The sequence below is a fragment of the Geomesophilobacter sediminis genome, from assembly GCF_016458275.1.
GTDB classification, from domain to species: Bacteria; Desulfobacterota; Desulfuromonadia; order Geobacterales; family Geobacteraceae; genus Geomesophilobacter; species Geomesophilobacter sediminis.
In genome coordinates, this window is sequence record NZ_JAEMHM010000008.1 from 20,744 (window position 1) to 40,762 (window position 20,019).

At 63.7% G+C, this 20,019-nt stretch carries 15 protein-coding genes; 10 read left to right on the forward strand and 5 right to left on the reverse strand.

Annotated features, from left to right (window positions below):
• Positions 1-58: 58 nt before the first annotated feature.
• Entirely contained in the window at positions 59-1,081 is a 1,023-nt protein-coding gene (locus tag JFN93_RS10605; RefSeq protein WP_199384054.1) for a zinc-binding dehydrogenase, read from the forward strand.
• Positions 1,082-1,094: 13 nt separating this feature from the next.
• Here JFN93_RS10605 and JFN93_RS10610 read toward each other — a convergent pair whose 3' ends face one another.
• Positions 1,095-4,118, reverse strand: a complete 3,024-nt coding sequence (locus JFN93_RS10610) for a PAS domain S-box protein (protein WP_199384055.1) — start codon at positions 4,116-4,118, stop codon at positions 1,095-1,097.
• 542 nt (positions 4,119-4,660) lie between these two features.
• Between JFN93_RS10610 and JFN93_RS10615 the strand changes: the two genes are divergently transcribed.
• Positions 4,661-4,885 carry a hydrogenase maturation nickel metallochaperone HypA gene (locus JFN93_RS10615; protein ID WP_236021644.1) on the forward strand — a complete coding sequence of 75 codons (225 nt, stop codon included), beginning with the start codon at positions 4,661-4,663 and terminating at the stop codon, positions 4,883-4,885.
• 571 nt (positions 4,886-5,456) lie between these two features.
• Entirely contained in the window at positions 5,457-6,638 is a 1,182-nt protein-coding gene (locus JFN93_RS10620) for a PAS domain-containing protein (protein WP_199384057.1), read from the forward strand.
• A 51-nt stretch (positions 6,639-6,689) separates the two neighbouring features.
• On the opposite strand, the gene JFN93_RS10625 is transcribed toward JFN93_RS10620, so the two are convergent.
• Positions 6,690-8,201, reverse strand: a complete 1,512-nt coding sequence (locus tag JFN93_RS10625; protein ID WP_199384058.1) for a phosphotransferase — start codon at positions 8,199-8,201, stop codon at positions 6,690-6,692.
• Between the two features lie 247 nt (positions 8,202-8,448).
• On the opposite strand from JFN93_RS10625, the gene JFN93_RS10630 reads away from it, so the two are divergent.
• The 6 genes from JFN93_RS10630 (at position 8,449) to JFN93_RS10655 (ending at position 15,968) form a co-directional block, all read left to right on the forward strand.
• The gene (locus JFN93_RS10630; protein ID WP_199384059.1) at positions 8,449-10,143 is read left to right on the forward strand and encodes a sensor histidine kinase; all 1,695 of its coding nucleotides are present in this window, start codon (positions 8,449-8,451) and stop codon (positions 10,141-10,143) included.
• Positions 10,140-10,874, forward strand: coding sequence for a LytR/AlgR family response regulator transcription factor (locus JFN93_RS10635; RefSeq protein WP_199384060.1), 735 nt, complete (start codon positions 10,140-10,142; stop codon positions 10,872-10,874). The genes JFN93_RS10630 and JFN93_RS10635 overlap by 4 nt, the downstream gene beginning before the upstream one ends.
• A 198-nt stretch (positions 10,875-11,072) precedes the next feature.
• Positions 11,073-12,917 (forward strand): carbon starvation CstA family protein, encoded by a 1,845-nt coding sequence (locus JFN93_RS10640; protein WP_199384061.1) that lies wholly within the window; start codon positions 11,073-11,075, stop codon positions 12,915-12,917.
• Positions 12,918-12,933: 16 nt separating this feature from the next.
• Positions 12,934-13,821 (forward strand): fumarylacetoacetate hydrolase family protein, encoded by an 888-nt coding sequence (locus JFN93_RS10645; RefSeq protein WP_199384062.1) that lies wholly within the window; start codon positions 12,934-12,936, stop codon positions 13,819-13,821.
• 158 nt (positions 13,822-13,979) lie between these two features.
• A complete protein-coding gene (locus JFN93_RS10650) occupies positions 13,980-14,969 on the forward strand; it encodes a D-2-hydroxyacid dehydrogenase (RefSeq protein WP_199384063.1) in 990 nt (329 codons plus the stop codon).
• A gap of 753 nt (positions 14,970-15,722) precedes the next feature.
• A complete protein-coding gene (locus tag JFN93_RS10655; protein WP_199384064.1) occupies positions 15,723-15,968 on the forward strand; it encodes a helix-turn-helix domain-containing protein in 246 nt (81 codons plus the stop codon).
• Positions 15,969-16,202: 234 nt separating this feature from the next.
• On the opposite strand, the gene JFN93_RS10660 is transcribed toward JFN93_RS10655, so the two are convergent.
• Positions 16,203-16,616: a DoxX family protein gene (locus tag JFN93_RS10660; RefSeq protein WP_407931881.1), complete on the reverse strand. Its 414-nt coding sequence runs from the start codon at positions 16,614-16,616 to the stop codon at positions 16,203-16,205.
• Between the two features lie 190 nt (positions 16,617-16,806).
• Between JFN93_RS10660 and JFN93_RS10665 the strand changes: the two genes are divergently transcribed.
• Entirely contained in the window at positions 16,807-17,739 is a 933-nt protein-coding gene (locus tag JFN93_RS10665; protein ID WP_199384065.1) for a homocysteine S-methyltransferase family protein, read from the forward strand.
• Positions 17,740-17,960: 221 nt separating this feature from the next.
• On the opposite strand, the gene JFN93_RS10670 is transcribed toward JFN93_RS10665, so the two are convergent.
• Together JFN93_RS10670 and JFN93_RS10675 are read right to left on the reverse strand one after the other, a co-directional pair.
• Positions 17,961-18,581 carry a V-type ATP synthase subunit D gene (locus JFN93_RS10670; RefSeq protein ID WP_199384066.1) on the reverse strand — a complete coding sequence of 207 codons (621 nt, stop codon included), beginning with the start codon at positions 18,579-18,581 and terminating at the stop codon, positions 17,961-17,963.
• The gene (locus JFN93_RS10675; protein WP_199384067.1) at positions 18,578-19,900 is read right to left on the reverse strand and encodes a V-type ATP synthase subunit B; all 1,323 of its coding nucleotides are present in this window, start codon (positions 19,898-19,900) and stop codon (positions 18,578-18,580) included. Before JFN93_RS10675 ends, JFN93_RS10670 begins: the two co-directional genes overlap by 4 nt.
• Between the last annotated feature and the right edge of the window lie 119 nt (positions 19,901-20,019).

Below are 20,019 nucleotides of genomic sequence, written 5' to 3' on the forward strand. Positions count from 1 at the left end.
TGCACCGGCGGGGCCCATTCAAGGATTCAAACTCAAAAATTGCCTATCGGAGGTGGTCATGACCGGCATACCCGGGACGATGAAGGCGGTGCTCTTGAGCGGTTACGACGGCAGGCGGGAAAGCATGACGGTGGCCGAGGTGCCGGTGCCCCGTCCGGGTCCCGGTCAGGTGCTGGTCCGCATGGACGCGGCTCCGGTCAATCCCTCCGACCTCATGTTCATCCGGGGGCTTTACGGCTTCCAGAAGCCCCTTCCCGCCATCCCCGGTTTTGAAGGAAGCGGTGTGGTCGTTGCCGCCGGCAGCGGGGTCTTGCCCCGCCTGCTCCTGGGGCGGCGGGTCGCCTGTGCGGCGGCCGATCCGGACAGTGCCGGCGGGACCTGGGGGGAGTATCTGGCCATCAGCGCGCTGCGCTGCATCCGGCTGCACCGGAATGTCGAGCTGGAGCAGGGCGCCAATCTCCTCATCAACCCGCTGACGGCGTGGGGCTTGCTGGAAAAGGTGCGTCGGGGCGGGCACGGAGCGCTGGTGCAAACGGCAGCCGCCAGCGCGGTGGGGCGGATGGTGGTCAAGCTCGGGATCCGGTTTTCGGTGCCGACCATCAACGTCGTGCGGCGGGAGGAACAGGTCGAGCTGTTGCGCAGGGAAGGGGCGGAGCACGTGCTGAACTCCGCGGCACCGGAATTCGACGAGAAACTGGCGGAACTATGCCACCGGTGGGCCGCCACGATCGGGTTTGACGCCGTCGCCGGGGAGATGTCGGGCCGGGTCCTCGGGGCCCAACCGGCCGGAAGCACGCTTTTCGTGTACGGCGCCTTGTCGATGGAGCCGAGTCGGGTCGACCCGGCCGCGCTGATCTTCGAGCGCAAGCGGCTGGAGGGGTTCTGGCTCAGTGTCTGGTTCGGCTACAAATCCCCGGCGGAGCAGTTGCGGATCGCCGGGAAAGCGCAACGGCTCCTCGGAAGCGACCTGAAGACCGAGATCCGCGACCGGATCGAGCTCGAGGAGCTTCCCGACGCGCTGGAGCGATTCGCCGCCTCGGCAACCGGGGGGAAGGTGATGGTGCTCCCGGGCCGGAAGTAAAGCCGGTCCGGGGTTATCCCCCCAGCGCCCGCTCCACCTTCCGGGCGAATTCGGCCGTGCTGAACGGCTTCTGGATGTAATGGATCCCCTCGTCCAGGATCCCCTGGTGCACCATGACGTTACTCGTGTAGCCGGACATGTAGAGCACCTTCAGGTCTGGATAGCTCCGCTCCAGCCGTGAGTAGAGTTCCGGGCCGGTCATGCCGGGCATCACGACGTCGGTTATCAAAAGATCCAGCAGACGCCCACCGCAAAGCCCCAAGGCGACCTTCGGACTCTCCGCCGCCAGGACCTCGAACCCTTGCTGCTTCAGCATCTCCTCCACCAGGGTGCGGACCATCTCGTTGTCCTCCACCACCAGGATGGAGCGCCGGCGCCCGTCGAGGGTAACCTGCTCCTGCTCGGCGGCCGCTTCGCTGGCAAGCGGCTCGTCCACCAGAGGGAAGTAGCACTTGAAGGTCGTCCCTTTTCCCACCTCGCTGTAGACCCAGATGTGCCCCCCATGCTGCCGCACGATCCCATAGACGGTGGCCAGTCCCAGGCCGGTTCCCTTGCCGATCCCCTTGGTGGTGAAAAACGGTTCGAAGATCCGCTGCCGGGTCGCCTGGTCCATCCCGCAGCCGTCGTCGGTTACCGCCAGCATCAGGTAGCGCCCGGGGCGGACCTCCTGGTGCTGGAGGGCATACTCTTCGTCCAGGAAGACCGCCGCCGTCTCGATGGTGATGGCGCCGTGCTCGTCGATGGCATCCTGGGCATTGATCGCCAGGTTCATGATGACCTGCTCGATCTGGTTCTTGTCGCCGCGGATGGCGCCGGGCTCCTCCGAAAGGTGAAAGCGCAGCGCGATGCTCTCCCGGATCGTGTGGCGCAGGATTCCCTGGAAGCTGCCGACCACCTGCCCCAGATCGATGGTCTTCATCTCCAGGACCTGTTTGCGGCTGAAGCTTAAGAGCTGCTGCACCAGTTCCCGGGCCTTGTTGGCCGCCTTCAGGACGTTCTCGATCCGGGCCAGGGGCGCCTCCTGGCCGGCCAGGTCTTTTTTGACGAATTCCGCATAGCCCAGGATCGGCGTCAAAAGGTTGTTGAAGTCGTGGGCGACCCCGCCGGCCAGCCGCCCGATCGATTCCATCTTCTGGGCCTGGATCAGCTGTTCGGTCAACAGGGTCTTTTCCGCCTCGGCGGCCTTACGCTCCCTCACGTCGCGGGTCACGTTGGCGTAGGCGAGCGGGGAGCCGTCTTCGTTGTAAATGGTGAAAGCCGTGATTTCGACGGCGATCGGTTCGTGGGTGACGAAGTGTTCGAAGACCGCCTCTCCGTGCCAGTAGCCCTGGGCAGCCAGGCCATCCATGAGCTGATCCGTCACGCCGCGGCATTCCTTCGGAAAGAAATCGGGGATCCGGAACGCCGCCAGGTCGGCCCCCTCCAACCCCACCAGCCGCGCCGCCGCCGGGTTCAGGTACTCTACCCTCCCTTGCAAGGAGGCGATGCCGATGAAATCGCGGCTCATCTCCACCAGGTAGGCAAGCTTTCGCTGCTCTTCCTGGATCTCTTTCTGCTCGGTGACGTCGCGGACCGTGCCGACGGTACGGACCGGGCGGCGGATGGTGCCGTCACCTTCGAAAAAGGTCCGTGCCTGGGCGGTCAGCCAGCGTACCGCGCCGTCGCCCCGGATGATGCGGTGTTCAACGTCCCAGATCCCGTCGCCGGCCGGGTCGTGGGCCCTGGCGACGGAGGCCGCGATGGCGTCGCGATCGTCGGGGTGCAGGATGTTGATGAAGTCCGCCACCCCCATCGCCTGGTCCGCGTTCCAGCCGTTAATCTCCCGCAACCGCGGCGACCAGTAGACGGTATCGGAACGATGATCGTGGTCGAAAACACCGAGATTCGAGGCGCTGATCGCCTGGCGGGTCCGCTCCTCGCTCAGGCGCAGGATCGCTTCCATCTGCTGCTGCTCGGCGGCGCGCTTGCCCAGTTCCTGCGCCATCAGGTCGAAGCTGCGACCCAGATCCCCCAGCTCTCCCCCCTCCACCAGCTCGGCAACCCGCACCCCCAGGTCCCCGGTGGCCAGGCGCCGCGAAGCGTCCTCGAGCATCTTTACGCGGTCTTCGATGGAATGCTTGCCGACCAGGGTGGCGATGGCGCAGGCCAGGACCAGGAAAGAGGAGAGGATCAGCATGTTGGCGGTAAGCTTGCGCCCGGCGGTGCCGTTGATCACCTCCATCGGGATTCCGGTGGTCACGTACAGATAGGGGGTGGCTTCACCGGGAAGGCGCAATTTACGGTAGGAGGTGATCCGCTGGTCCCCGGTGAGGCCCTGCCGGATCGAAGTTCCCCAATCCGGGCCGGCCTTCATCTTGCGGAATTCCTCCGCCGGGTACGGCTTTCCGACGTACGGCTCGGGATTCACCCCCCGGGCCAGCACCATCCCCCGGTGGTCGATCATGAGGAAGTTGGAACCGTTCGCCATGCGCATCTGGTTCAGGAGATCCCGGTAGCGGTCGATCACGAATCCGACGCTGATGACGCCGATGATCCGGCCGTTTTCATCCTTGAGGGGGGCGGCGACGTTGAAGGCGGGTCTGGTGGTGGCGCGGCTTACGACGTACTCACCTGAGGAGAGGCGCCCGCTGGAGAGGGCGTTTTGGAAGTAGCGCCGGTCGGCGATGACGAACGGCGGCTTGACCGGGACGGCGGTGGCCCAGACGACGCCATCACGGTCGGCGATGAAGATATTGGAATACATCGGGTTCAGCTGGCGCAGCTTCTGCAGGATCGGCACGACCTTGGGGGCGTCGTGCTGTTTCACCTCGGAAAGCTGGGACAGGGCGGTCATCAACTGTTCCGCGCCGGCCACCAGGTTCTGCTGCTCGTTGACGATCCGTTCGGCAAGCTGCGCGGTCTCGGCGTAGGCATCGCGAAGCTGGTCGTTTCTGAGCTGTACCCCCGCATAGATGATCACGCCTGCGGCGGGAAGGGCGACCACGAAGGTGATCAGAAGCAGGATCGAACGTATGGAAAGGCGTGTCAGACGGGACATGTACGATTCTCGCGGTGCATCGACACCGTGCTCCGTAAAACGATGGATTACCGGATGGCACAAGATAAGGATTAAAAATGTTTAGGTCAACACAATTGTGACATTGGATGGCACGGTGACTGGCAGAACGTGGAAAGAGCGGGCCTTCTGATCCTACTGTCATATCGTTTACCGTGACAGTCAAAGCATCTCTCTGAGTGATTACCAACGATCGCTTTAAGAGCTTATCATGGATGGCTGCAGTCACAATTACTCCCCCCGGGGGGGCTTTTAACTGCAACTTCTTGACGCTGGTCAAGGCGATCTTGCACCGGACTGGTAGGATCTGCCCCTGTTGACTGAAGGTTCATCCCCGTGATAGGGAAACTCCCATCATCGAAGATGCGGAATCACCGTTAGGCGCGGCCCTGCTGCCTCGACGAGCCTTGGGCAGGGCGGCATGGCCGGCGCGAGACGCCGGCATCAAACAAGGAGAAAACAATATGAGCGGTTGTGGATGCGGGCACCCCGCAGGCATGGGGCCTTTTGCGGAAGGAAAGGCTTTGGTTGAATTTGTGGCCCAGGCGCACGGCGGCACCTTGCGGGACGAGCCGCTGCCCAACGGGGGGCTCCAGGCTGCCTGCCAGGGGTGCGGGGCGGGGTTCGTTCTGGAGACCTTTGTCGGCAGCTGTCCCGAGTGCGGCGGGGTTCATGCGGTATCGCCGCCCCGCTGTCACGACGCCGCCAACATCCAGTTCGCCGGGGCAGGGTTCCGGCTGGCGGAGTAGGAGACCCGCTACCCTGTGGGAGCGGCTTTTCTGGCGCGAATGACCGCAACCGATGGCATCGATTGCGGACCCGGTCGGGCCGGCACCGTGGCCCGAAAGTGACTTGGTAGGAGCGACATTCCTGTCGCGATCGAGGCTCCTGTCGCGATGGAGTCTCGGCTCGACTTGCTGCGTACCCTGTGGGAGCGCCTTCCCAGGCGCGAATGACCCCGACCGTTGTCACCGCCTCCGGCGGTTCGCGCCAGGAATGGCGCTCCCACACCAATACCTGACTCCTCATCCGTTCTCTCGGGAGCGGCATTGTCGCCGCGCTCCCACAGCGGTTCGCGCCAGGAATGGCGCTCCTACAGCACACCGGCGGCAGCTTCACCTCCCTTTATCGGCACCTTCAACTTCGCCGGATAAGGCTCCCTTCCCGTCGTTCCCAACCCGGCAGCCGACGCGCATATCTTCCCGGTATCGTTGCTTGTCCCCACGCAGCAACCTATGGTATCTTCGCTTGTCTTTGCGGTAACCTTGCCGCGCCGTCGGTTAGACCCCCAACGGTGATTTCTCCTGTACGGAGCGAAGCATGACCGGTTATGACAAGTTTTCCCGTGCCCAGCTGATTCAAATGGTTGCGGCGCTCAAGCATGAAAAGAACATCCTGGTCATGACCCAGGGGGTCGCGCTTCGGGAAAGCGAAGAACGTTACCGCAGGATGATCGAGACGGCGAACGAAGGGATCTGGGAGTTCGACGCCAAGGGGAACACCCGCTTCGTCAACACCCGGATGGGCATTCTCCTCGATTACCACGCCGACGAGATGGTTGGCCGTCCCCTTTTCGACTTCGTCGCCGCCGATGACAAGGACGACTGCCGCGAAAAACTGGCGCAGCTGAGAAAGGGAAGCAAGGTTCAGTTCGAGTTGCGTCTGCTCGGCAAGGACAACGGGCCGGTCTGGACCATCGTCAATGCCAGCCCGGTGTTGGATCGGGAAGGGCACTGCACCGGGTCGGTCTGGATGCTGACCGACATCGGGGACCGCAAGCGGGTCGAGGCGGCCCTGGAAAAAAGCGAGGCCTACAGCCGGGCCATGATCCGCGCCTTCGACGGGCTGACCTACGTCTGCTCCGCCGCCCACCGCATCGAATTTTTGAACGAGAGGTTCAAGGAACGGATCGGGCACGACGCCACCGGCGAGCTCTGCTACCAGGCCCTGCACAACCTCAACGAGGTCTGCCCCTGGTGCGTCAACGCCCGGGTGCTGGCGGGCGAGTCGGTCCGCTGGGAGGTCAAAAGCCCCCTGGACAACCGCTGGTACCACGTCTCCAACACCCCGATCTACCACGCCGACGGAACCGTCTCCAAGCAGGCGATGATCACCGACATCACCGACCGCAAGAAGGCGGAGGAGCGGCTGGCGCAGCTGAAGACCATCCTGGAACAGGCCGGGGATCTGGCTCACTTCGGGACCTGGGCGTGGGACAGCGCCACCGGCCTTTTCACCACCTCGGAGAAGTGGCGCCAGCTCCACGGCGCCGGGCCCGGCGTCAACACCCTCGCTGCGGCGCTTCTGCTGGTGCATCCTGAGGACCGCGCGGCGGTGGGCGAAGCCCTGCGGCAGGCCGTGGCGGCGAGCGCACCGGTACGGCTGGAATACCGGGTTGGGTCCGAAGAGGGAGGGCGGATCCTGATGTCGGGAGAGCTCGTTCGCCAGCCTGGGCCGAAACCAACCACCCTCTGCGGTGTCGCCCACAAGATTACCGGCTAGTGCTGCCGCTCCGGCAGCTCTTGCCTCGGCAGGATACCCCGCACCCCAACCTCACCCCACGTAGGTCAGTGCCCGCTCCGACTCAACCAGAATCCGCCACAACTCGGGTGACCCCGCCATCCCCATCTTGACCAAAAAACCGGCGATGCTGACGTTGGCCCGCGCCCGGAACAGCTCCACCTGACGCCAGAAATCGTCGGTTACCATCGCTGCCGCGCCCTTCACGTAGGCATCCAGAAAGGTCTCTTCGACGAGCCCTCCGGAAAGGGCGGGGTAGTTGTCGAACTGGGAGCGGGCCTGCGCCAGGAACCAGCCCACATCGAAGGCGGGCGGCATCACCTGGGACCGTTCGAAGTCGATTGCCCCCAGGTAAAAGCCGGCCTCCCCGCCGGCGCCGTCGCGGCCGATGATGATGTTTTGGGACTGGTAGTCGCCGTGTCCCTGGATCCAGCTCTCCTGATCCCGGACCATCAGATCCTGCTCGGCCGCCTGCACCGCCCGGACGATACCGGTGATCTTGTTGCGGTACGGAGGGTCGCTATCGGTGAAGCGGTTCAGGTCCACCGTCAGGCGCCGCGTTTCCTCGCGGAGGAATTCCTCGGGGGAAGTGATCCGGAGGCGCTGGAGGTGCAAGCGGGCCAGCCACTGGGCGCAGAGCCGCAGGTACTTTTGTGCCTCATCGGTTGAGGCGGCGACCAGCCGGTCGAAAAGCGACTCCCCGGTGAGACCCTGCTCCAGGATGGTGCCGGAGTCGGCATTTTTTTGGATCGGCTGCGGCACGCGGAACATCCCTTGGTCAAAGCCGCGTTCGGAGATGGCGGTCATGATGTGATAGGCGCGTTCTGCCGCGCTCCAGGCGGTGTCGTTGGGGGGCGTGCGGACGATGATCTTTTCCTGGGTCCGATCCGGTTTCTCGTTGCCGATGGTGACCTCGATGACCTTGCTTGCTTCCCGGTGGGAAACCTCTTTGAGGTAGGGGCGACACTGCCCGCTCCGGACCGCCTGGACCAGCTCCCGGATGGTCCGGATCGGCTGGTCGAAAACCGTGGGATAGGTGGCCGCGTAACTGGCCGCGTGGGTATCGGTACCGCTGGTCGCCACGAGCTGGAGCCGGCGCCAGTCCTGCAGCCCCTGGCTGTTTTCCTGCACCGTGTGGTTCGAGTTGAAGATTTCCACCCCGTTCAGCAGGGGGGAGCGGAGCAACTCGTCGGTCGGCTCCCGGCCGTTCCGGTAAGGGTGCGCCCACACGACGACCAGATCGGGGAATTCCTGGCGAACGACCGTCAGAGGGGTGCCGCGGGGGATCGTCACCGGGGCGCCGTAGATCAGGACGTCGCCGAAGACCGGCACGTTCGTTTCCTGCCCGCTCAGGATGACAAAGTCGGGCGGCACCCCTGCCTGCCGGCGCAGTTCGGCAAGGTCGGCCTCCTGCCAGAGGTAGTGATGGTCGGTCAGCACCACCCCCTGCAGCCTCTTGACATGGACTTTTCGTACCAACTCCACCGCCGAAACCCTGCTGCAGGCGGAATGTTCCGCAGTGTGGCAATGCATTTCGAGCAACATGGCATGATCCTCCCCCATCGCCCCGGTTTGTTCGCCGCCGGATTATCCGCCTTCATCGGCGTTCATCTGCGGCTGATTTATGTTTTTATTTGTCCTTTCTAATTGGACCACGAATCGGGTGCGAAAGTTAAGCGGTATGTGCTCCGGCGGACCGAGGCCACCCGCCGCGCGAACCGCTAATTTCTTGACACCTGACTGAGGGAGTCAGTACACTCCGCTGCGGGTTCACCTTGGGAATGAGGGTGGGATGCTTGAGCTTCTCCTAAATCTGCTGGGACGCCTCGGTGTTTTTGCGCTGGCCTTCCTTCTGATCATGCGCTTCGACGTCATCAGGAGGGTGCTCACCGGCCGGACGAGCCGTTCCGACAAACTGTCGCTGTCGCTTCTCTTCGGCCTGGTCGGCATCGCGGGGACCTATCTCGGGGTTCCGGCGCAAAACGCCATTGCCAATTCCCGGGTGGTCGGGGTCGCGCTCGGCGGGATCCTGGGGGGGCCGCTGGTCGGCTTTGCCGCCGGGGTGATCGCCGGCGGGCACCGCCTCCTCATCGACATCGGCGGCTTCACCGCCGTGGCCTGCTGTGTCGCGACCATCGCCGAAGGGCTGGTCGGGGGGCTCCTCTACCGCCGCCTCAAGAGACGCCCGTTCGATCCGATCGCCGCCCTTGGCACCGGCATCGTGGTGGAAGTGCTCCAGATGACGATCATCCTGGCGCTCGCCAAACCGTTTCCTGCCGCGCTCAACCTGGTGCAGCTCATCGGCTTCCCGATGATCATCGTCAACTCCATCGGGCTCGCGCTCTTCGTGGAACTGGTCGCCTCCATCTTCCGGGAAAACGAGCGCTTCGCCGCCTACCAGGCCCAGACCGCGCTCAACATCGCCCTGCGCACCCTGCCGTTTCTCCGAGGCGGCCTCGACAGCGCCTCGGCCACCGCCACCGCACGCATCATCCTCGACGCGACCGACCTCGACGCCGTGGCGGTCACCGACCTCACCAGCATCCTCGCCCACGTGGGGGCCGAAGACTCCCACCACCAGGCCGGCAACCCGGTCCTCACCGCCTCGACCCGGGCGGTCCTCGACTCCGGGGCCACCAGCACCCCGCTGGACAAGGAGGAGATCGGCTGCGCCCACCAGGGGTGCCGGCTCCGCTCCGCCATCATCGTGCCGCTCAAGAAGCGGGACAAGACCATCGGGGCACTGAAGCTCTACCGCCTCAAGAAAAACGGCATGACCCGGCTCGATGTCGAGCTTGCCAACGGCCTCGCGCATCTGTTCTCCAACCAGCTGGAGATATCGGAGGTCGAGGAACAGCGGAAGCTCGCCAAGGAGGCGGAGATAAAGGCGCTCCAGGCCCAGATCAACCCGCACTTTTTGTTCAACTCGATCAACACCATCATCAGCTACACCCGGACCAGCCCCGAGACCGCGTCGCAGCTTCTGGTGAAGCTGGCGGATTTTTTTCGCGCCAACCTCAACACCGCCCCGAGGACGGTCCCCCTGGCCACCGAGCTGGAGCACTGCCGGGCGTACATCGCCCTGGAGTCGGCCCGTTTCGAGGAGCGGATGAAGGTCACCTTCGCGGTCGACGAGGATCTCCTCGACTGCCGCCTCCCGCCGCTTTCCCTGCAGCCCCTGGTGGAGAACGCGCTCAAGCACGGGATCCTTCCGCTGGAGGACGGCGGCGAGGTGACCATCTCCGCCCGCCGCGCGGCCGAAGGGGTACGGATCGAGGTCACGGACAACGGGGTGGGGATGGACCCGGTCCGGCTGGCCTCGCTTTTTGCCGAAGGGGGGCAGCCTCCCCTGCGCCAGGGGGCGGGGATCGCGCTGAAAAACGTCAATGCCCGGCTGGTCGCCCTCTACGGGGCGGATCACCTCCTGGGGGTGGAAAGTGCTTTAGGCGAGGGGACCACGGTCCGCTTCACGGTGCCGCAATCATGACCATAACCGCGTTCATCATCGACGACGAGGCGCCAGCCCGGCGCGAGCTCCGCTACCTCCTGGAACGGATCGAGGGGGTAACGGTGGTCGGCGAGGCCGCCAACGGCACCGCCGGGCTGAAGGGGATCCGGGAGACCCGTCCCCAGCTCGTCTTCCTCGACATCCAGATGCCGGGGATCGGGGGACTGGAAATGGCCCAGTTCCTGGCGGAACTCCCGGAGGTCCCGCTGCTCGTCTTCGCTACCGCCTTCGACCAGTACGCGGTGCAGGCCTTCGAGGTGGAAGCGATCGACTACCTCTGCAAGCCGTTCGCCGCCGAGCGGGTCGCCAAGGCGGTGGCCAAGGCGCAGAAGGCGCTTTTGCGTCGGGCGGTGCCCGAACCGGAGCGGGGGGAGCCCTGCCGGCGCATCCCCCTTTCCCGGGGCGACGCCATCGTCCCCACCCCTCCGGAGCGGATCATCTTCGCCTGCTGCGAGGAGGGGGAGGTGGTGGTGCACGCCACCGACGGCCGGTTCAAAACCCGCTTCACCCTGAACGAGCTGGAAGAGAAGCTGGCGCCGGCCGGTTTTGTTCGCGCCCACCGCAGCTTCCTGGTCAACCTCGATCACGTCCTGGAGGTGATCCCCTGGTTCAACGGGAGCTACAAACTGGTCCTGGACGACCGCGCGCGCAGCGAGGTCCCGGTGAGCCGCTACAACGCGAAGCAGCTGAAAAGCCGTCTTGATTTCTAGCTTTGCCGTTCAACCCCGTTTTTCGACCATTCAGCCTCCCGATCCCGCCGTTCGCCCCCTTTCTCTTTTCATATTTCCTGTGATCCCCTAGAGTTACGCTGACCAGACCCGTTCCCGCGCCCGGGGCTTTTGCGGCGGCACACCGGGTTTTCGAGTCGACAGCGTGGTGGATTCGAATCCAATTACAGGGGGAGAACGATGAATGCATTGACTCTGATTTTCGTGGCGCTGTGTGTGTTCGCACTGGCTTACCGCTACTACGGCCTGTTCCTGGCGAACAAGGTGATGGGGCTCAACGACGCCCGGGTGACCCCTGCGGTCACCATGGCGGACGGGCACGATTACGTGAAGACCGACAAGTACGTCCTCTTCGGGCACCACTTCGCCGCCATCGCCGCGGCGGGCCCGCTTTTGGGACCGGTCCTCGCTGCCCAGTTCGGCTTTTTGCCCGGGGCGCTCTGGATCATCATCGGCTCGGTCCTGGCCGGCGCGGTCCACGACGCCATCGTCCTCTTCGCCTCGGTGCGCTACCAGGGGAAGAGCCTGTCGCTCATCGCCGAGAGCGAGATCGGCAAGGTCGCCGGCAAGGTCGCCTCGGTCGCCATCCTCTTCATCCTGATCCTCACCTTGGCCGGCCTCTCCATCGCCGTGGTGAACGCCATGTTCAACAGCCCCTGGGGGACCTACACCGTCTTTTGCACCATCCCGATCGCCATGGTGATGGGGATCTACATGCAGAAGGTCCGCCCCGGCGACGTGAAGGGGGGGAGCGTGATCGGCGTGGTGCTTCTGGTCGCCGCCCTGGCCACCGGCCCCTACGTTGCCGCCGACCCGACCCTGGCCGCGCTCTTCACCTTCTCCAAAAAGCAGATCGCGCTGATCATCCCGATCTACGGCTTCTTCGCCTCGGTTTTGCCGGTCTGGTTCCTGCTGGTCCCCCGTGACTACCTTTCCACCTACCTCAAAATCGGCACTATCGCGCTTTTGGCCCTGGGGATCGTCGCGGTCCATCCGCAGCTCCAGATGCCGGCCCTGACCCCGTTCGTCGCCGGCGGCGGCCCCATCATCCCCGGGGCGGTCTTCCCCTTCATCTTCATCACCATCGCCTGCGGCGCCCTCTCCGGGTTCCACGCCATCATCGGCACGGGGACCACGCCGAAGATGCTCGCCAACGAGAAGGACATCCTCTTCGTCGGCTACGGCGCGATGCTCACCGAGGGATTCGTGGCGCTCATGGCGCTCATCGCCGCCTGCGTCCTGGTCCCCGCCGACTACTTCGCGATCAACGCGGCCCCCAAGGCGTTTCAGGCCCTGCACCTCACCACGGTCAACCTCCCCGTCCTCGCCCAGGAGGTGGGTGAGCAGGTGCAGGGGCGTCCCGGCGGAGCCGTTTCCCTGGCCGTCGGCATGGCCTACATCTTCTCCGCGATCCCGTTCATGCGGAGCATGATGGCCTACTGGTACCACTTCGCCATCATGTTCGAAGCGGTCTTCATCCTCACCGCCGTCGACGCCGGCACCCGGGTCGGCCGCTACCTGCTGCAGGAGATGCTCGGCAAGGTCTCGCCGAAGTTCCTCGACAACAAGTGGACCCCCGGGGTGATCGTCACCAGCCTCATCTTCACCTCTTCCTGGGGCTACCTGGTGTACACCGGCGACATCACCACCATCTGGCCGCTGTTCGGGATGAGCAACCAGCTTTTGGCCACCTGCGCCCTGATCGTCGGCACCACCATGCTGCTCAGGCTCGGCAAGGCGCGCTACGCCTGGGTGACCGCCGTCCCCGGCATTTTCATGATCCCGGTCACCATGACCGCCGGCTACCTGAACGTCACCAAGAACTTCCTCCCCAAGGGGCTCTACCTCCTGGTCGTCCTCTCGATCGTGCTCATGGTGCTGATGGCGATCGTGTTTGTCGCGGCCTTCCGAAGGTGGTATCACCTCTTGAAGATCGAGGAGCGGGTGGAGGACGCCTACGGCGACCTGGTTCTGGAGACGGTGGAACAAGACACGGAGTACGGTTCCGGGACGGCCCAGGACTAGCCGACAGGAGCGTTTCGTGAAGATAGCAACCTACTGGCATGAAGGGATGCGGCGGGTCGGCCGGCTTTTCGCCGACGGCGCTTGCGTCTCCCCTTTCCTGATCGGGGGGCGGGCGTACGAAAACGGTGCGCTCGCCCTGTTCGAGCGGTTGGCGGCGGGGGAGGAATTGGAGCTGGGGGACCCGGTCCCGTTTGCCGCGGTGCAGCTCGACGCGCCGCTCCCCCGGCCGCGCCGCAACATCTTCTGCGTCGGCAAGAACTACCACGCCCACGCCCGGGAGTTCGCCCAGAGCGGCTTCGACACGAGCTTGGCCAAGGGGGGCGACGAGGTCCCGACGGAACCCATCATCTTCTCCAAGGTTCCCGAGTCGGTGATCGCCCCCGGTGCCGCCATCCGGATCCCGGCCGGGGTGTCGGACGCGGTCGATTACGAGGCGGAACTTGCCGTGGTGATCGGCCGGGGTGGCCGCGGCATTCCCGCGGGGCGCGCCATGGAGCACGTCTGGGGGTACACCATCGTGAACGACGTGACCGCCCGCGACTGGCAGCAGCGCCACAAACAGTGGCTCATGGGGAAGTCGTTCGATACCTTCTGCCCCATGGGCCCCTGGCTGGTCTCCGCCGACGAGTTCGACGGCGCCGACACCAGGGTCCGCTGCTGGGTCAACGGCGAACTGCGCCAGGATGCCCGCACCACCGATCTCATCTTCCCGATACCCAAGCTGATCGAAACCATTTCAGCCGGCATCACCCTCTATCCCGGCGACATCATCGCCACCGGGACACCGGCCGGGGTCGGGATCGGCTTCCAGCCGCCGCGCTATCTCCAGCCGGGGGACCTGGTGCGGATCGAGATCGACGGGATCGGCGTGCTGGAAAACCCGGTCGTCCTGGGACAGGGCTGAACCGGAGGAGTCCGAATCGGAAAGTCCTTTGATCCCTCCTTTGACAAAGGTGGGCAGTGAGAACCTTAGAGTCAAATCCCCATAAATCCGCATAAATCCCCCTTTGTTAAAGGGGGACTTCTTAAGGCGGCACGATAGGATAAGGAGACGTCACACGTATGACCAAAAGCAGCAAGATCGTGGTTCTGGACGGCTACACCATCAACCCCGGTGACAATCCCTGGACCCCCCTGGAAATGCTGGGCGATTGCACCGTGTACGATCGCACCCCGCCTGAGCTCGTCGCCGAGCGTGCGGCCGACGCGGAGATCGTTCTTTTGAGCAAGGTGAAGCTCAACGCGGATCTCCTCCAACGGCTCCCCAACCTGAAATACATCTCCATGCTGGCGACCGGCTACAACAACGTGGACGTGGGGGCCGCCGGGGCGCTCGGCATTCCCGTTGCCAACGTGCCGGCCTATTCCACCGCATCGGTGGTTCAGACCACCTTTGCCCTGCTCATGGAACTGACGGTCAAGGTCTCCCTGCACGACGCCGCCGTGAAGGCGGGGGAGTGGGTGCGCTGCCCCGACCACTCCTTCTGGAAGGCGCCCATCGTCGAATTGGACGGTCGGACCATCGGAATCGTCGGCTATGGTGTCATCGGCAGGGGAGTGGCGCGGGTGGCCCACGCCTTCGGCATGAACGTCATTGCCTACGCCCCGAGAATCCCCCAGGACCCGGGGCCGGTTCCGGTCCGTTTCGTCCCTCTGGAGGAGCTTTTTGCCAGCGCCGACGTCGTGACCCTCAACTGCCCCCAGACCCCGGAGAACACCGGCTTTGTCAACGAGAGGCTTCTGGCGCGGATGAAACCGGACGCGTTTCTCATCAACGTCGCCCGGGGCGGGCTGGTGAACGAGGAGGATCTCACCTGCGCCCTGAAAAAGGGAGTGCTTGCCGGGGCCGGCCTGGATGTGGTCGCCCACGAGCCGATGCGTGCGGACAACCCCCTGTTGACCGCGCCGAACTGCGTCTTCACCCCGCACATTGCCTGGGCCTCGCTGGCCGCCCGGCAGCGGCTGATGGGGATCATCGCCGACAACGTCGCCTCCTATCTGGCCGGTGCCCCGATCAATGTGGTGAACCGCCCGTTTCTCGCCGCAGGCTGAGCGGGAGAAGGGAACTCCCCGATTTGAAAAAGAGGCACCCGGTTTTCCACCGGGCGCCTCTTTTTTTCGATCATCCGGAAATTCCGGGGACCGGAATGTTCCACGAAGCGCTGCTCCAGAACTCGCGTCTCTCCCTTTGCGAAGGGGGAACGCAAGAGCCGCGCCCGGTCTTTCGAGGAACAGGGGGGAGAGGGGTGAGGTCGCCTGTAGGAGCGACATTCCTGTCGCGATTGGTCTCTCTGACACAAGCAAGACGGCTGGCTTACCCTGTGGGAGCGCCATTCCTGGCGCGAATTACTGCGACCGCTGTTACCTCCTTCGGTGGATCGCGCCTGGAAAGGCGCTCCCACAGGAAAATTTGCCTTCTAGTCGTTATTGAAGGCGCGGCACTCCTGTTGCGAAGTAGCCGAAGATTGTGGCGGTGATGCCACGTTTCGAAAGAAAAGGCACTGGGTATATACCTGTGCCTTTTTCTTTCTTTGAGCCATAGGGCATTACTGCTTCTTGCTCGTAACGGACTGTAACAAAATGGACAGTCCATTTTGTTACATGTTGTGAAATATGGAGCGGTTATGAATTTGACTGTAATAAAGTGGACAGTAATCGAATTTAATGGTTGGTGCGATTGACACGATTTCGCCTACTTATGTAATGAACACGGGGGAATTATGTAGGCATGCAATTTGTAAAGTCCACGACCTAAATGAGCTGATGTCGATAGCCGTTACCACATTCTGCGGTAGGGGAGATGCGATGAGGCCGGTCAATGAGATCCTGGGGAAGAACCTGGCAGCATGGCGGGAGCAAAAGGGGTTGAAAATGGAAGCCGCGGCGAGGGAACTCGGCGTCTCCACCGCGACCTGGGGCCATTGGGAAACCGGCCGCCGCTTTCCCGCCATGAAGCAGCTTTCCTGCCTCGCCCAATACCTCGGCGTTCCCCCCTGCCGCCTGATAGCCAATTGCCCCGAAAGGTGCGACGGCTGCGATAAAGAGTCCTGACCACCTATAATCGTCATTTACACAAAATCCTCCACACGCCCTAGATCGGGAGGTGCACCCTTTAAATCGGGAGGTGTTCTCCGTATGTCGGGAGGCGCTCCTGTAAATCCGGCGGCGCCTTAAAAAAATGGAGAGTGGGCTGGCTGGACAAAGTCCCGCTTTAGCACAAGGAAGACAAAGGCACCCGGTTTGTACCGGGTGCCTTACTTTTGTGGGGAGTTCGCCGATAACGTCTCAGTCCGGATGGTGTGGCGGTTCTTTGCCTGGCGCAAGCAACGCGTCGATGCTCCAGATACCGCTGCCGTGGGCGGAGATGTAGAGAAACGCGAAGCAGTAAAGGACCGCCAGCTCTCCCTGGTTCACGAGAGGGAGGAAGGCCTTGGGACCGTGTGCCATCCAGTACGCCACCGCCATCTGCCCGCTGGTGATGAAGGCCGCCCAGCCGGTGAAGAGCCCGAGCATGATCAGGGTGCCACCGACCAGCTCGATGGACCCTGCGCCATAGGTGATGAAAGGTGGGACGCCGGGGGGCATTGGCATCGGATAGCCGAACAGCTTCTGGACGCCGTGGCAGAGGAAGAGAAAGCCGGCGAAAAACCGCATCAGTGCGTAACATTGCGCTTCGAACTTAGACGTGAGAGATCTCACGGGAAACCACCTCCTGATCCGTATCTTGGCTGCCGATCAACCAGCAGCAGGCTTGCTGCACCAACTGTCATTATAAATCCTACGGTGAGTACCTAATGCAGGAAAACGACCGGGAATCCTGTTGAAAAGGTTTGCTCTCTGGACTAGGCTACGGGGGCTGGTGCTCAGTGATGCCGGGAAGGAGAAGACCGTGAACTTTGCTGAATTTTTGGATCGCTACCCCTGCATTCTCGGAGAGGGGGCGCTGATCGAGCGGCTGCGCCGCCGGGAGGACCTGGAGCTCGATCCCTTTGTCGTCAACTCCGCGTTCATCTACGAAGAGGCCAAGCGGGGTGCCCTGGAAGCGCTCTGCCGCGATTACCTGGACATCGGGTGCGAATTCGGGCTGCCGCTCCTCATGTCCACGCCCACCTGGCGGGCGAGCCGGGAACGGATCGCGGCCGCCGGTCTGGAGGGGAGAGATCTTAACGCGGACAACGCGGCTTTTCTGGATCGCTTGCGGGAAAGTTACGGCGGGTATGCGGAAAAAATCCTCATCTGCGGCTTGATGAGCTGCAAAGGGAACGCCTACGAGCCGGCCGAGGCGCTCAGCGTCCAGGAGGCGGCCCAGTATCATGCGTGGCAGGCCGAACGGCTGGCGGCGACCAAAGTCGATTTTCTGCTCGCGGCGACGCTCCCGGCGCTTTCCGAGGCGACCGGGCTGGCGCTGGCGCTGGCAGCGACCGGGAAGCCGTATGTGGTGAGTTTCGTGGTCCGGCCCGCGGGGACGCTTTTGGACGGCACGCCGCTCAAAGATGCCATCGCTGCCATCGATGGCGTGGCCAATCCGAAACCGATCGGCTACCTGATCAACTGCACCCATGCTTCTTTTGCGCGGGCGGCTCTGCTGGATGAAACCAATTCCTCGCCGGAGGTGCGTCGCCGGATGATCGGGCTGCTCGCCAACACGGCGGCGCTCAGCCCGGAAGAGTTGGACGAAAGTGCCGAGCTGGTGGAGGAGGATCCCGAGGTGTTCGGGAGTTCGGTGGCGGGGCTTAGGGATGAGCTGGGATTGAAGATCCTCGGCGGGTGCTGCGGGACGGATGGGCGGCATATCCGCGCGCTGGCGGAGCGGTTGCGGTGAGGTAGGGTGGGCACTTAGCCCACGCGGCGTAACCATCGGATCGGTGGGCGGGGGCTTCCCACCTGCGCCAGGCAAATATTCATCGCCTTTTTTGGGTAGGAGCGACATTCCTGTCGCGATCACCGGCGGCATGCGCGCCTGGAAAGGCTCTCCCACAGGGTTGGCACCCGCACTGCTGGATACCCGGCTTCTGCTTTGTTTCGAAGATCGGGCTTTGGGTCTCAGCTCGCCACCTTCTGCTTGAAAAGCTTCAATCGGTAATAGGATTCCCGGTCGCGCTCGCCCAGGTATTGGGCGATGGTGCGGATCTGGCGGCTTAACGTCGGGAGCACGCGCTCTTCCAGGATCCTGGTCCTCCTGGTCACCCGGGCGATCTCGTCGCCCAGCCGCTTCATCTTGCTTTCCAATGCCGCTATCTCCAAAACCTCGGCCAAAACCCGCTCGAACCGATGGATCGCCTCCTCCAGGTGGGGCGTCGTGGCGCGGCAGTCGTAGCCCCGCTGTTGCGGTTCCCGCACCGGCTCCTCACGAACGGTCAGTTCCCGGTAGGTAAGCCCCATCACGCTCCGCTCGGCAATCTCCACCCCCAGGTCTCGCGCCATCACTTTCTCCAGCGCTGCAATGAATCTTTCTCCCTCGTGGCCGCAGGCCAAGTGCAGCTCGGCCAAGGCCCGGGCGTATTCCCGGCTCACCTCGTCCCTGGAGCGCAGGAATGGCTCGGACACGGTCAGAAACTCGCGCATCAGGGCCAGGCGCCTCGCTTTGAGGATCGCCACGCTCCCGGTCACCGAGCGGGCCTTCTCTTTCAGGAGCAGGAGGTTGGTCCGGGTCGGGTTAATCATGAATCCTCCAGGGAGAAGCGCTGCAAAAGGTCAATGCCGGCGTCGAGACTCCCCCCGATCTCGCGGCGGAGCGTCCCCTGGTGCACCAACTCCCGCTCGAAGGCCTCGGCAAACGAGAGGAGTTGCCGGTCGGCCGCCAGCATCCCCTCGCGCCCGACGATCGCCTCCAGGCGGCGCAGGTCGCGTCCCTTGGCGTAGTGACGGTAGAGCCGGTCCGCCACCTCGCGGTGGTCGGCGCGGGTGCGGCCGGCCCCGATCCCCCGCTGCATGAGCCGCGAGAGACTGGGGAGGACGTCGATCGGGGGAAAGACCCCCTGCTGGTGCAGCTCGCGCGAGAGGACGATCTGTCCCTCGGTGATGTACCCGGTTAGGTCCGGAATGGGGTGGGTGATGTCGTCTTCGGGCATGGTGAGGACCGGGATCATGGTGACCGAGCCGCTTTCCCCACCGATCCGGCCGGCGCGCTCGTAGAGGGAGGCGAGGTCGGAATACATATAACCGGGGTAGCCGCGGCGCCCGGGAAGTTCCTCGCGGGCGGTGGAGACCTCGCGCAGGGCGTCGCAGTAGTTGGTCATGTCGGTTACCAGGACCAGCACGTCCATGCCGCAGGCAAAGGCGAGATATTCGGCGCAGGTGAGGCCGAAGCGCGGCGCCAGTAAGCGCTCCACCACCGGTTCGTCGGCGCGGTTCACGAAGGCGACGAACCCGGTGTGCATCTCGGAGAGTACCTCCATGTAAAAGGAGTACTCCCGGTGGGTGAGCCCCAACGCCACGAAGACCACCGCGAACGCTCCGCCTCCCGAGAGCCGGGCGTTACGCAGGATTCCCGCGGCGAGTTCCAGCGAGGGGAGGCCGGCGTTGGAGAAGATCGGGAGCTTTTGCCCTTTTACCAGGGTGTTCAAGAGGTCGATCGCGGTGTAGCCGGTTTCAATGAACTCCTCGGGGCGGGCCCGGGCGGTCGGGTTGAGCGGAAGTCCGCTCACCGTTCCCCATCTTTCCGGGATATACATAGGAGCCCCGTCGATAGGGGCAAAGGAGCCGTTGAAGACGCGGCCGAGCGCCTTGCGGGAGAGGGGGACCTGGCGCACCGAGTCGGTGAAGACCACCGTGGCGTCGATATCGAGCCCGGCGGTCTCGCCGAAGACCTGGATCAGCACGGCGTTGCCGGTAATCTTCAGTACTTCGCCGGTAGCGCCGGCCCCGTCCGGGAATTCGACGCCCACCACCTCGCCGATGCGGGCGCCGAATACCCCCTCCACGAAGAGAAGGGGGCCGCGGACCGAGGTAATGGTGCGGTAGCTGTGTTCGGCAAGGCGCATGGCAACCTCTGACTTCTGTTCAGAGTTCAAAGCTAACTTCTGTTCAGAGTTCAAAGTTCTAAGTTCAAAGTTGAAACCCCAAGGATGACTCGAAACTCAGAACCATGAACTCTGAACTG